11 protein-coding genes are annotated in these 13146 nt (G+C 66.1%); 4 read left to right on the top strand and 7 right to left on the bottom strand.

Annotated elements, in window-relative coordinates; all coding sequences use genetic code 11:
- Window positions 1-80: 80 nt before the first annotated feature.
- Together AC1DSC_RS20260 and AC1DSC_RS20255 are read right to left on the bottom strand one after the other, a co-directional pair.
- Window positions 81-1601, bottom strand: a complete 1521-nt coding sequence (locus tag AC1DSC_RS20260; protein WP_018905813.1) for a tripartite tricarboxylate transporter permease — start codon at window positions 1599-1601, stop codon at window positions 81-83.
- 10 nt (window positions 1602-1611) lie between these two features.
- The gene (locus tag AC1DSC_RS20255; RefSeq protein ID WP_026284154.1) at window positions 1612-2034 is read right to left on the bottom strand and encodes a tripartite tricarboxylate transporter TctB family protein; all 423 of its coding nucleotides are present in this window, start codon (window positions 2032-2034) and stop codon (window positions 1612-1614) included.
- A 306-nt stretch (window positions 2035-2340) separates the two neighbouring features.
- Here AC1DSC_RS20255 and AC1DSC_RS20250 point away from each other — a divergent pair, with 306 nt between their 5' ends.
- On the top strand, window positions 2341-3603 hold the full coding sequence (locus AC1DSC_RS20250) for an MFS transporter (protein WP_018905814.1): 1263 nt from the start codon (window positions 2341-2343) through the stop codon (window positions 3601-3603).
- Window positions 3604-3628: 25 nt separating this feature from the next.
- Here the strand turns inward: AC1DSC_RS20250 and AC1DSC_RS20245 are convergent, their stop codons facing one another.
- Entirely contained in the window at window positions 3629-5092 is a 1464-nt protein-coding gene (locus tag AC1DSC_RS20245; protein WP_015866047.1) for a sensor domain-containing diguanylate cyclase, read from the bottom strand.
- A gap of 61 nt (window positions 5093-5153) precedes the next feature.
- Window positions 5154-5513: a copper-binding protein gene (locus AC1DSC_RS20240; protein ID WP_018905815.1), complete on the bottom strand. Its 360-nt coding sequence runs from the start codon at window positions 5511-5513 to the stop codon at window positions 5154-5156.
- A 115-nt stretch (window positions 5514-5628) separates the two neighbouring features.
- Between AC1DSC_RS20240 and AC1DSC_RS20235 the strand changes: the two genes are divergently transcribed.
- Window positions 5629-8016, top strand: coding sequence for a DNA polymerase II (locus AC1DSC_RS20235; protein WP_015866045.1), 2388 nt, complete (start codon window positions 5629-5631; stop codon window positions 8014-8016).
- Window positions 8017-8122: 106 nt separating this feature from the next.
- The gene (locus tag AC1DSC_RS20230) at window positions 8123-8728 is read left to right on the top strand and encodes a hypothetical protein (protein ID WP_412512280.1); all 606 of its coding nucleotides are present in this window, start codon (window positions 8123-8125) and stop codon (window positions 8726-8728) included.
- A gap of 5 nt (window positions 8729-8733) precedes the next feature.
- Here the strand turns inward: AC1DSC_RS20230 and AC1DSC_RS20225 are convergent, their stop codons facing one another.
- The 3 genes from AC1DSC_RS20225 to AC1DSC_RS20215 form a co-directional block, all read right to left on the bottom strand.
- Window positions 8734-9135, bottom strand: a complete 402-nt coding sequence (locus AC1DSC_RS20225) for a GreA/GreB family elongation factor (protein ID WP_015866043.1) — start codon at window positions 9133-9135, stop codon at window positions 8734-8736.
- 328 nt (window positions 9136-9463) lie between these two features.
- Window positions 9464-10330, bottom strand: a complete 867-nt coding sequence (locus AC1DSC_RS20220; protein WP_015866042.1) for a MurR/RpiR family transcriptional regulator — start codon at window positions 10328-10330, stop codon at window positions 9464-9466.
- Window positions 10327-11448 (bottom strand): DmpA family aminopeptidase, encoded by a 1122-nt coding sequence (locus tag AC1DSC_RS20215; RefSeq protein WP_015866041.1) that lies wholly within the window; start codon window positions 11446-11448, stop codon window positions 10327-10329. Before AC1DSC_RS20215 ends, AC1DSC_RS20220 begins: the two co-directional genes overlap by 4 nt.
- A 99-nt stretch (window positions 11449-11547) precedes the next feature.
- Here AC1DSC_RS20215 and AC1DSC_RS20210 point away from each other — a divergent pair, with 99 nt between their 5' ends.
- Window positions 11548-13131 (top strand): ABC transporter substrate-binding protein, encoded by a 1584-nt coding sequence (locus tag AC1DSC_RS20210; RefSeq protein ID WP_015866040.1) that lies wholly within the window; start codon window positions 11548-11550, stop codon window positions 13129-13131.
- Window positions 13132-13146 lie beyond the last annotated feature (15 nt).

Raw genomic sequence — 13146 nt, 5'->3', positions numbered from 1 at the left:
CTCAGTCTATTCAACGCGCCGTGCCGGGGCAAGCAAAGGCCTCAGGGTCCTTGCCAGATTGCCCCGCTTTTTTTTCGCTGCTACTCCTGCGGTTCCAGTGCCACGGGCGGCGCAATGACGATTTTCTTTCGGGCCTGCAGCACGAACGAAACCACCTGCCACACGACGAAGACGCCGATCAGGCTGAGCAAGGTGCCGCTGATGGGGCGCGACACGAAGGTGCCGAAGCTTCCGCGGCTCAGCAGCATCGCGCGGCGGAAGTTCTCTTCGAGCATCGGCCCGAGGATGAAGCCGAGCATCAGCGGCGCGGCGTCGAGCTCGAGCCGCATGAACATGTAGCCCATGAAACCGAAGGCGGCGGTGATGAACACGTCGTCCAGGTTGTTGTTGACGCTGTAGGTGCCGATGCAGCAGAAGAACAGGATCGACGGGAACAGCACGCTGTACGGAATCTTGAACACCGAGAGCCAGTAGCGCACCAGCGGCACGTTCAGCACCAGCAGGAATACGTTGCCGATCCACATGCTGGCCACCAGGCCCCAGAACAGCTCGGGGTGGCTCGCGATCATGTTCGGCCCGGGCTGGATGCCCTTGATGATGAAGGCCGCCAGCATCAGCGCCATCACGGCGTTCTCGGGAATGCCGATGCTCATCAGCGGGATGAAGCTCGTGCGCGCCGCCGCTTCGTCGGCCGCGGCCTGGCCGGCCACGCCTTCGATGCAGCCGGTGCCGATCTCGTGCTTGTACTTGCTGACCTTCTTGTCGAGCGCGTAGGCGGCGAACTGCGCGATGGTGGGGCCGCCGCCGGGCAGGATGCCCAGGAACGAGCCGATCACGCTGCCGCGCAGCGCGCTCGGGATGATCCGCTTGAATTCGGCCCAGGTCGGAATGAGGTTGATCTTGCCGTTGAAGGGCGAGCGTTCCTCGCGGGAGTCGAGGTTCTTGGTGATCTCGGCGATGCCGAAGCAGCCGAGCGCGATGCTCACGATGCCCACGCCGTCGGTCAGGAAGGGCATGTCCATGGTGAAGCGCGCCATGCCGCTGTTCACGTCGGTGCCGATGGTGCCGAGCAGCACGCCGATCATGCACATCGCCAGGCCGTTCAGCAGGCTGCCGGTGGTGACGAAGCTCACGCAAACGAAGCCCACCAGCATCATCGCGACATAGTCCGCCGGCCCGAACAGGAAGGCGACCTCGCCCAGCACGGGCGCGAGGAACGACAGCACCAGGATCGAGACCGTGCCGCCGATGAAGCTGGAGAAGCCGGCCGTGAACAGCGCCAGGCCGGTCTGCCCCTTGAGCGTCATCGCGTAGCCGTCGATGCAGGCCACGATGCTGCTCGCATGCGGGATCTTCATCGTGATCGCGCTCACGCTGTCGCCGTACTGCGCACCGTAGTAGATGCCGGCCAGCATGATCAGCGCGCCGGTGGTCGGAATGGAATAGGTCAGCGGCAGCAGCAGGCTGATGGTGGCCAGCGGCCCGAGGCCCGGCAGCAGGCCCACCAGTGTTCCCACGGTGCAGCCGATGGCGCAGTACATCAGGTTGTGCCAGGTCAGGGCGTGCGAGAAACCGAACGCGAGGTTGTTCAGGACTTCCATGTTCGTGTCCTCAGAAGAGCGGCAGGTTGAGGCCGAGGAGCTTTTGAAGCGCCAGCGCCATGGCGATCAGGCCGGCCGAGATCTTGAGGTTGCGCACCCAGGAGTTCGAGCTGCCGGCGAAGGCCGAGCAGAACACCATGAAGACGATGCCCGCGATCATGTTCAGGTACATCGAGATCAGCGCGAAGCCGCACAGGCTCGTGAGGATGAGCGCGATGTTCTTGAAGTGCAGGTCCAGCTTCACCGGCTCCACGAAGAACGAACGCACGACCGTCGCCACGCCGATCAGCAGCAGCAGGCCGCTCACCATGGCGGGGAAAAGACCCGCGCCGGCGCGGCCCAGGTCTCCGATGGGGTAGCGAAGCGCCGTGAGGCCGAAGGCCAGCGCAATTGCCATGAGGAAGAGTCCCCTGACAAGATTTCTGTTTCTCATACGTTCCCGATGTATTGGGGGTTGTCGAACGCCACCGGCGCAGGTGAACTCCGCCCGGGCTTGTCTCCATCCGGATGGAAGTCCGGACGGTCGAATGGTCTTTTGCCGAGCTGATCGCAATCTGACGAGAAGCTGAGGGGAACTACGTACCGCGATGGTCTGCTAGCATGCTTTCACCGGGAAAACAGCCTCCCGGCCTGCACAACCAGACGGTGTCCCGTCCAAGCGCTGGCACCCCGTGATGGAGCCATCCGTGGACACCGCCCTGCCTGATACACCCCCCGCACACGCCGTGGAGCCCAGCCCATGAGCGCGGCGCCATCGCCTTCGCCGCGCACCGGACTGGCGCGCCTGCTGCCCGCGGGCGTCAGCGCCGACGCACTGCCCCTGCTCGCCGCCCGAGGCCTGCGCGCCTTCGGCGACGGCTACATGGCGGTGCTGCTGCCGGCCTACCTGCTGTCGATCGGACTGGGCACGCTGGAAGTCGGCATCGTCAGCACCGCAACCATGCTGGGCTCGGCGCTGGCCACGCTCGCGGTGGGCGCCTGGGGCTACCGCTTCGCGGGCGGGCGGCTGCTGCGCGGCGCCGCCCTGCTGATGGCCGCCACCGGACTGGGTTTTGCGGGCCTGTCCTCGTTCTGGCCGCTGCTGGTGGTCGCGCTGGTCGGCACGCTCAATCCGAGTTCCGGCGACGTCAGCGTGTTCCTTCCGCTCGAGCACGCGCGCCTGGCTGCAGCGGCGCAGGGCCATGCCCGCACCTCGCTGTTCGCGCGCTACAGCCTGCTGGGTGCGTTGTGCGCGGCCATGGGGGCACTCGCGGCCGCCGTGCCCGACTGGCTGGTTCGGCACAGCCACTTCGCGCGGCCCGACGCGCTGCGCGGCATGTTCGCGGTCTATGCCGCCATCGGACTCGGTGTCTTCTGGCTCTACCGGAAGCTGCCTGACCACGCCGGCGCCCACGAGGCGGGCAGCGCACCCGTGGCACCGGCACCCCTCGGGCCGTCGCGCCGCGTGGTGGTGCGGCTGGCGGCGCTCTTCAGCGTCGATGCCTTTGCGGGCGGCCTGATGGTCAACGCGTTGATGTCGCTGTGGCTGCTGGAGCGGTTCGGCTTCTCGCTGACCCAGGCCGGCGTGTTCTTCTTCTGGACCGGTCTGCTGGGCGCGGCGTCGCAGCTTGCCGCCCCCGTGGTGGCCCGGCGCATCGGCCTGCTCAACACCATGGTCTTCACGCACCTGCCCGCCAACGTCTGCCTGGTGCTGGCTGCGCTGGCACCGAGCCTGCCGATCGCGCTCGGCCTGCTGATGGTGCGCAGCGCGCTGTCGTCGATGGACGTGCCCACGCGCACGGCCTACGTGATGGCGGTCGTGACGCCGCCCGAACGCAGCGCCGCGGCCAGCTTCACCGCCGTGCCGCGCAGCCTGGCCGCGGCCATCAGCCCGACGCTCAGCGGCGCGCTGTTTGCGGCCGGATGGATCTCGCTGCCGCTCATAGCCTGCGGGCTGCTCAAGATCGGCTACGACCTCGCGCTCTGGCGCGCGATGAAGCGGGACCGGCTCGACGCGGAGTGAAAGCCGGCGCTGCCGCCGACGCGTCCTACTCGCGGCGGCGCTCGGCCCCGGTTTCGCGGTAGTGGCGGGCCTTGTCCTCGTACATCGCGCGGTCCGCACGCTGCAGCGCCGCATCGAGCTGGTCGCCGGCCTCGCAGGTCGCCAGGCCGATCGCGAGGTTCAGCACCCGCCCGCTCTGCCCCGCGTAGAACTGGTTGTTCAGCTCGAGCATCGAGGCGATGCGGTCGCGGATCGCCTCCGCCCCGCGCTCGTCGGTCTTGGGCAGCACCACGGCAAACTCGTCGCCGCCGATGCGTGCGGGCCAGCCGGGCTCGTCGACCGCCTTGCTCAGCACCTCGCCCACGCGCCGCAGCAGCGCGTCGCCGGCGGCGTGGCCTTCCTCGTCGTTGACGGGCTTCAGGCCGTTCATGTCGATCACGAGCACCGACACCGGCCACGGGCCCTTGCGCGACAGCCGGTTCAGTTCTTCCGAGAAGAAGGCGCGGTTGCGCAGCTGCGTCAGCACGTCGTGCTTGCCCAGGTATTCGAGGTAGGCCTCGGCCTTCTTGCGGGCCGTGATGTCGATCAGCGACACCAGCACCAGGTCCCAGGTGGCGAGCCGGTCTTCGAGCACCGCGAACTGCATGTGGATGTTCACCATGTCGCCCGTCAGCGCGTAATTGATCACTTCCCGCTGCTGCAGCATCTTGCCGTTCCACAGGTCCAGCAGCTGCTCGGCAAAGGAGTCGTGCATCTCGTCGCGAAAGATGTCCGAGATGTTCTCCAGCAGTTCGTTCTTGTCGACCGCGCCGAACATGCGCAGGGTCTCGCGGTTGACGTCGATCACGCGGATCTCGCGCATGCAGCGCGTGATGAACTCCGGGTGCACCTTGATGAAGGTGGTGAAGTCGCTGATGCCGCGCTTGCGGACATCGTCGAGCAGGATCTTCACGGCGCTGAAGTCTTCCACCCAGAGCGACACCGGCGAACGTTCGAACAGCTCGCGCGCATAGCGCTCGCTCTCCAGGCGCAGCCGCTCGGCCTGCACGCGCTCGGTGATGTCGTCCAGCGACACCAGCACGCGATCCCATGTGGCCTCGTGTCCGGGCAGCACCTGCACGCGCACGTGCACGTCGAGCCGGCGGCCGTCGAGCGCGTAGTTGACCGTCTGGTTGTCGAAGCAGAGATTTCCGCGCCAGAGCTGGTCGAGCTCGTAGATCACCGGCGCGGTCATGTCGTCCCGGAAGATGCTGCCCAGCTTCGAGAGCAGCTCGGCCTGGCTTTGCGCACCGAAGAGGGTGAGCGTGCTCTGGTTGACGCTCAGCACCTTCAGCTGCGCCATGCAATCGCGCACGCGCTGCGGCTCGGCATTCAGGTGCGCCACCAGATCCACCACGCCGGCGCTGCGCCACCCGTCGAACAGCCGGCGCAGCCCGCTGTAGTCCTCGAGCCAGAGCGACATCGGCGCAAACTCGAACAGCGATTCGTAGTCGGTGGAGGAGGAGGGCATGGGTTTTCCTTCGTGCGCGGGATGGTGCCCGCAATGATGCACTCCCCGGCAGGCCGAAGCCTCAACCGCATTTCTGGAAGCGCTTGCATTCGGCGGTGGCCTGGATGGAGGTCAATGTGTTCTCGCCATCGATGTGCTTTGCGGTGAACCTCACCCACGAACCCTCCGCGATGCCGGCCAGCAGCGTCCGGTCCGTCACCCTGAATCTCTGGACCGTGAAAGGCAGCTTCGCCCTCGGAAGCAGCTTCAGTCGGACATACAGCTTGCCGTCGTCCTCCTGGCTGGCGGAGACGAGGCGTGCATACGTCGTCACCGGCGCTGCTTCTGCAGCGGCTTCGGCCGGCCGCGGCTCGGCCGATTGAGCAGCCGCTCCCTCCACGGTGGCGAGGCTCAACGCAGTCATGAGGACGAGGCGCAGCATGTTCGTGGAGGAAGTGAAGTTGCCTGGATTCTGCCAAACCAGTCCCGCTGCCGGGCGAAAATCGCCCGTGCCCCCCGTCCGCCCTCCCGCCTTGCCCGAATTTTCAAGCGCTCTCGTGACATCCACCGACCTCCAGGGCTTCATCCTCACGCGCCACTGGCGCGACGCGTCCGCCGGCACGGAGATCGAGTACTGGCTGGCCACCGACGCGGGGCCGAGGAAAGTGGTGCTGACCTCCCGGCGCAGCGTCGCCTTCGTCGCCGCCCGGCACCGCGCGGCGGTCGAAGCCCACCTCGCGGCCATGCCGGGCATGCAGCTGCGCGAACTTGCCCTCAAGACCTTCCAGCAGGAAGCGGTCCTCGGTGTCTATGCGACGCACTTCCGCCAGCTCGGCCGGTTGGCACGCGCCCTCCAGGCGCAGGACATTCCCCTGCTCGAAGCCGACGTGCGCCCGCACGACCGCTACCTGATGGAACGCTTCATCACCGCCGGCGTGCGGGTGGAAGGTGGGCGGGCGGAGCGCGCGACCATCGTCGACTGCAAACTCAAGCCCGCGCCCGAATTCCGGCCGGTGCTGAAGCTCGTGTCGCTGGACATCGAGACGAGCCAGCACGAAGCGCTCTATTCCATTGCGCTGGACGGCACGCCGGAGCGCGTCGTCTTCATGCTCGGCGAGCCGCCATCGGACCTGCCCCCTGAATCGAGCGAGCCCATGGCCTTCTCGCTCGTCTATTGCCCGTCGCGCCGGGCCATGCTCGAGCAGCTCAACGACTGGTTCGAGCGCAACGACCCCGACGTCATCATCGGCTGGAACGTCATCCAGTTCGACCTGCGCGTGCTGCAGAAGACAGCCGACGAGTGCGGCGTGCAGCTCCTCCTCGGGCGGGAGCGCCGTCCCATCGAATGGCGCACCCATCCGGGCAAGCAGGGCTACCTGTTCGCGCCCACGCCGGGCCGGGTCGTCATCGACGGCATTGACGCACTCAAGGCCGCGGTGTGGAGCTTCCCGTCCTTCAGCCTCGAGACCGTCTCGCAGGCGCTGCTCGGCGAAGGCAAGGCCATCGGCGACGAGTACGACAAGATGGCCGAGATCGAGCGGCGCTACCAGCAAGACAAGCCCGCGCTCGCGCTCTACAACATCCGGGACTGCGAGCTGGTCCTGCGCATCTTCGACAAGGCCAAGCTGCTGCAGTTCGTGATGGAACGGGCCCAGACCACGGGCCTGCAGGCCGACCACTTCGGCGGCTCCATTGCCGCGTTCAGCCACCACTACATGCCGCGGATGCATCGCCTGGGCTACGTGGCGCCGAATGTGGGCGAGATCCCGAGCAAGGCCTATCCCGGCGGTTACGTGATGGATTCGAAGCCGGGCTTCTACGACTCCGTCGTGGTGCTGGACTACAAGAGCCTCTACCCTTCGATCATCCGGACCTTCCTGGTCGATCCGGTGGGCCTCGTCGAGGGCTCGAACGCCAGCGAACAACCGGCCGCGCGCGTCCAGGGACCCCAGGGAACTGTCTTTTCGCGCGACCGGCACTGCCTGCCCGAAATCGTGACCACGCTCTGGCGCGCCCGGGACGAGGCCAAGCGGGCGAAGAACGAGCCGCTGTCGCAAGCGCTGAAGCTGCTCATGAACTCCTTCGCCGGCGTGCTGGGCGCGGCCGAGTGCCGGTTCTTCAACCCCAAGCTGGTCTCCGCCGTGACCCTTCGCGGGCACGAGATGATGAAGCTCACGCGCGAATTCGTGGAGCAGCGGGGCTACGAGGCCATCTATGGCGATACCGACTCCATCTTCGTCTGGCTCAAGCGCACCCACGGCAACGAAGAGGCGCACGCCGTCGCGGCCAGCCTGGCCGCCGACATCAATGCCTGGTGGACCCGCACGATGCGGGAGGAGCAGGGCCTGGAGAGCTTTCTCGAGATCGAGGTCGACACCCACTACAAGAAGTTCTTCATGCCCACCATCCGCGGCTCGGAGGTCGGCAGCAAGAAGCGCTACGCCGGCCTCAGTGCAGATGCCGCGGGCAAGGAGGAGATGGTGTACCGCGGCCTGGAGATGGCGCGCAGCGACTGGACCCCGCTCGCGCGGCAGTTCCAGCAGGGCCTGCTGTCACGCATCTTCCAGGGCGAGCCCTACAAGGAGTTCGTGACCGACTATGCGAGGTCGACGCTGGCGGGCGCCAAGGACGACCTGCTCATCTACCGCAAGCGCCTGCGCCATCGGCTCGACGCCTACCTGGTCAACGTGCCGCCGCAGGTCCGCGCCGCGCGCATCGCGGACGAACACAACGCCCGCATCGGTCGGCCCAGGCAGTATCAGAAAGGCGGCTGGATCCAGTACGTCATGACGCAGAACGGGCCGGAGCCGCTGGAAACCCGCCATTCGCGCATCGACTACGAGCACTACCTCACACGGCAGCTCCAGCCGATCGCCGACGCCATTCTTCAGCCCATCGGAGAGAGCTTCATGGCCTTGACGACTTCGCAGCGCGGGCTCTTCTAGACCGCCATGGCGGACGATATTCGTCCCGATAATGCGATCCTTTTATCCGGATCCAGAAAAAATGAGTGCCGCAGATTTTCTTTTTGCCCCTGAGGTGCAAAAGCTCTTGAAGGTCGTCTATGCGGCTCCCGACCAACCGTTTGCAGCAAGCGAGCTTGCCCGGCGCTCGAAGCTCGATCCCGCCGATGTGGCGCGCACGCTGGAGCACCTTGTCGGCAGCGGCATCCTGAAGAGGCAAAAGCCGAAGGCGGACGAGCCCGACACCGTGACGCTCGACCGTTCGTTCGTCTTCCACGAGGAACTGCGCAGCATCGCGCTGAAGTCGTTCGCCGCCGCGGAACCGCTTCGCTCGATGCTGCGCAGCAAGTTCAAGGACTCGGTCTTGCGTGCCTTCCTGCTGGGAGAGGACAAGGACGGCACCCTGGAGCTCCTGGTCGTGCACGGCCAGTCCATACCCGATGAAGGGGCCATGGCAGCCGCCTGCCAGAAGCTGTCGAAGACCATCCACCGCCACCTGAAGGTGCATGTCATTTCGAACGCCAGGTTCAACGGCCTGGCGGTGCGCGACCCGCTCGCATCCAAGCTGGCAGCGGCCTGCGCGCTCGAGATCGTCGCGCTCGGGGACACCAAGGCCCAGCCGCCCGCCGAGCGGATCGGGCTCCTGCAAAGCGCGAAGAAGAAACTGGCAACGCTGTCGCGGCCGTCCTCCTGAGCCGCCTACGTGGTGTAGTCGCCGGTCGCCTCGGGCTGAAAGAGAATCGCCGCGACTTCCGCAGCGCATGCCTCTCCGTTCGGGGCTTGCCACCTGGCGGTGTCTCCGACCTTCAGGCCGAGCAGGCCGGTTCCCACCGGCGACAGCACCGAGATGAGGCCCGCCGCGGGCTTGGCCTCTTCGGGGTAGCAGATGGTCAGCGTCTGCCGCCGGCGCGTGTGCGCGTCGACGATCTCGACGCGCGAGCACATCGTCACGATGTTGCCGGGCACAGCCCTCGAACTGGTCACCTCGGCGCAGTCCAGAAGATCCGCCAGGCTGGGCGGCAGGTTGAGCCTGGGCAGCTTGTTCAGGCGGGCGAAATCAAGTTCGGTGAGCGTGCGCTCGCCGTGGATCGTTGCATGCATTGACGCACTCCATTCATGCGGACCCGTCGACGAACGACGATGGCCGCGGACGCGCGGAACTTGTGCCCGGCGGTGGATGGTTGCGCTGAAGAGGAAGGAAGAAAGAGAGCGACCGCCGGGCCTAGAAATGTGCGGGCGGTTGCCTGCGACCCGACTTCAACGCCACGCGTGCACGCGCGCACTCTGCTGCAGCAAGCAGCGCTGCAGCGGTGTGGGTGAAGACGAGAGGGGTCGACATGGCGCCTAGTCTATTCAGCGCGCCGCGGCGGGGCAAGCAATGTCCTCAGGGTTCTTGCCGGATTGCCCTTTGGAATGGACCTCGAACCGGTCAATCGAGGAACGCGCCAAATCGGTCCTGCAGCTTCTCGAGCCGGCTGACACGTTCACCCACCTTCTTCCCGAGTTGCTCGATCACGCCGTTCATCAGGAGATTGATGAAGCCCACGATCGCAACGGTGGAGTCCCAGAAAAATCCGACATCCGTCTGCACATGAAAGACATGGGGGGTGTAGGTTCGAGCCCAGTGGCAGTAGGCATCGGTGATGACAAAGACCGGAATGCCGGCTTCCGTGGCCGCCGAAGCCAGCGCTTCGGCTTGCTTCGCATAGCGACGAATGTCGACAAGAACCAGACAGCGTGTCTGGCTCTTCAGGGCGCCTAGAAGTTCGGCGTAGGTGCCGTCCGCACCGTCGAGAAACTTCACGCCCTCGCGCACGTACTCGAGGCGCGCTGCAAAGTCGGAGGCAACACCGCGCACGGTTTGGTAGCCCGCGACAAAAACACGTTGGGATGTCGCAACCTGCCGCACCATGGCGTTCCAGTGCTCTCCGGTCGCCAGATCGTGCGCGGCCACCAGCGCGTCGATTTGCTGCGTGAGTTGCGCACTGCGCGCGTCGGACACAGGACCTTGGCTGCGGCTGAATTGCTCGAAGCGCCCGGCAATGCGAAGCTCCGCAGGTGCGCTCAGGCGACTGGTTTCGCGACGAACCTCGTCGAAGCTGTCGTAGCCGAGCGTGCGCAGAAAGCGCCCGACGGTCATCGGGCTCACGCCGGATTTTCGCGCCACCGATGCAGCGTTCTCCAGGGTCAGCTCGCGCGCGTTCGCGGTCAGGTAGGCGGCCAGGAGCCGCTCCGAGCGTGTCATCTCGGAGGACGCCGCTTCGATGCGTTCAAAAAGGGAAGGAGGGGATTTCATCGGGTCTCGGCGAGGCGGCCATGGCGCCGCATCAGGTCGACCAGCATACTGTGATCCAGCGCCTCCACGCGCGTGTTGTTTCGCCCCACCATGGTCCGGGCGGCAACCAGCGCGTTCAGGATGCTTTCCTCCACGGCTTCCACCACGCCCAGGAAGAGCGGATCGAGCGTGTGCTGGGCCAGGTACTCGGTCCGGCAGACGCCATGATCGCCGGGCGCCTGGTCCGAGTGGGTGCTGAATGCCAGCATGATGTCGCCCGAGCCGTCCCCCCCCGGCGTGCCGGTTCTGCCCACGCCAAGCGCGGCACGCCGTGCAAGCCGCTTGAGTTGGCTGGACAGAAGCGGTGCATCGGTCGCCACGACGACGATGATCGAGCCTTGCTCGCGCGCGGCCGGCTCGTTGTGTTGGCCGCCCGGGCCCGGCATGCATTCGCCGACCGGCACGCCCAGAACGCTCAGCCATGGGCGGATGCCCATGTTGGCCTGGACCAGCACGCCCACGCGGTAGTCCTGGCCCGCCACGCCCACGATGCGCGATGCCGTGCCCGTTCCGCCCTTGAAGCCATAGCAGACCATGCCGGTGCCGCCGCCGACGCTGCCTTCGGCGACGGCACCGGGCGCTGCAGCGGCGATGGCCTCCAGGACGTGGGATTCCTCCACGTGCAACCCGTCCATGTCGTTGAGCATGGCATCGCAGGTCTCCGCGACCACCGGCATCAGCCACGGGTAGGCACCGCGGTCGCCATCGACCCGGGTGAGCCATCGCACCAGCGCGTGATGGACCATGCCGATGCTGTGCGTGTTCGTGAGCCCGATGGGGCCTCGAAAGATGCCGGCCTCTTCGATCCAGTGCGTCCCGGTCATCTCTCCATTGCCGTTGAGGGCATACACACCGGACTTGACCGGCTGCAGCACGCCTGAGCGGCCTCGCGGCAGGACGATCGTCACGCCGGTGCGCACGGGCCCCGCACCAACATGCAGCGCGCCGTCCCCATGGATGAGCGTCGTCTGCCCGACTTCGACGCCCGGGATGTCCGTGATGGCGTTGGCGGGGCCGGTCTTGCCAGGGAAGCGCAAGCCCAGATCTCTCGCTCTCGTCTGTGCGGTGGGAGGGGGCAAGGGATTACTCCTATGTGCTGGTATTAATATTGCATTGACCTATTGAATGTTAGTCGAATAACATTTGTGTGTCATCAATCGGAAGGACGGATAGTTCAAATGACTGGAATCTCGTGTGCGCTCAGGCGTGGCCGGGCCTGGCTGCCCGCAGCAGTGGCGGCCGCATCTCTTCTTGTGCTGCCCGGCCTTGCGCTCGCGCAGGGCCAGAAGCCCGTCATCTGGGGCAAGCCGTCGGAGGTGCTTTCCACCGATCCGCATTCGTCGGGCGATGGCTCGTCGTGGACGGTCTTCTACCTGATCTACGACCAGCTGCTGAGCACCGATGACAAGCTCAACATCACGCCCAAGCTGGCCGAATCCTGGGAGCAGGTCTCGCCCACGTCCTATGTCTTCAGGCTGCGCAAGAATGCGGCGTTCTCCAATGGCCGGCCGCTGACCTCCGCCGACGTGGTGGGCAGCCTCAAGCGCCTGACGGATCCGCAGAAGGCGCGCGGCTGGGGCAAGCAGATCGGCGGCGTGAACGATGTAGTCGCCATCGATGCGCACACCGTGCGCATCGACCTGGCCAAGCCGAACACCGCGCTGCTTTCCATACTTTCGGTGGCGACCACCTCGATCCTGCCGATGAAGGAGATCGAAGCCGGCAGCTTCGACCCCGCCAAGGGAATGCTCGGCTCGGGGCCCTACAAGGTGGCGCAGCACCGCCAGGACGAAGCCTGGCTGCTGGAGCGCAATCCGCACTATTGGCAAAGCGGCAAGCCGCTCATGGACAAGATGACGATCCGGGTCATGCCCGACGATGCGGCGCGTCTGGCCGGCTTGCGTGACGGCAGCATCGATGTGGCGACCTTCGAGAACCCGGACACGCCGCGCCTGCTGGGTGCGATCCCGAGCGTGCAGTCGGTGGTGCAGAAAACGCCCAACTATTTCCACCTGGACCTGAGCGGCCTGAACGGCAACTCGGTCTTCAAGGATCGCCGCGTGCGCCAGGCGGCGGCGCTGGTCGTGGACCGGCCCGCGATCGCGAACGCGGTCTTCGGCGGCGAATCGGCCGTCGAATACGCCGTGCCCAGTGCCTTCGGCAAGAAGCTCTGCGACGGACTGCCGAGCTACACGCTGCCGCGCAAGGAGCGGGTGGCCAGGGCCAAGGCGCTGCTCAAGGAAGCAGGCCATCCCAATCCGCGCATCAGCCTCATTGCCTCGTCCGTGCTGGTGACCTATCCGCTGATCGCCCAGGTGCTGCAGCCGCAGCTGCAGGAAGCCGGTTTCAGCGTCCAGGTGCAGCAAGTGCCCGTGGCCGAGTGGTACAAGCGCGTCCTGACGACGAACCCGAAGGACTCGGACTTCGATGCGTCGCTGACCTGGTTCGCGGGCTTCTCGGACCCCGGCATCGTCCTGAACTGGTGGACCTCCGGCTTCTCGCCGGTCTTCACGACATTCCTGGAGCCCGTGGCCGAATACGGCGACCTGATGGCGCAGGTCCGGCAGACACCCAACGGGCCCGAGCGCGACAAGCTGATGACGCGTGCCTGCGGATTGATCGAGAGCTCGGCCAACATGATTCCGCTGGTCGGCAAGCCGGACTATATCGGCTTCCGGCGCGACCAGCTCGATGCGCGCTTCGTCCCGCTCGAAGGCAACTTCGACGTCTTCAAGTACGTCGCCGATTTCAAGCGCCGCTGAGTCGCAGGGCCCCAA

It is taken from the genome of Variovorax sp. 01N425 (assembly GCF_056399465.1).
Note: the sequence above shows the minus strand (reverse complement) of the source record. Positions and strands in the feature narration are given on the sequence as shown.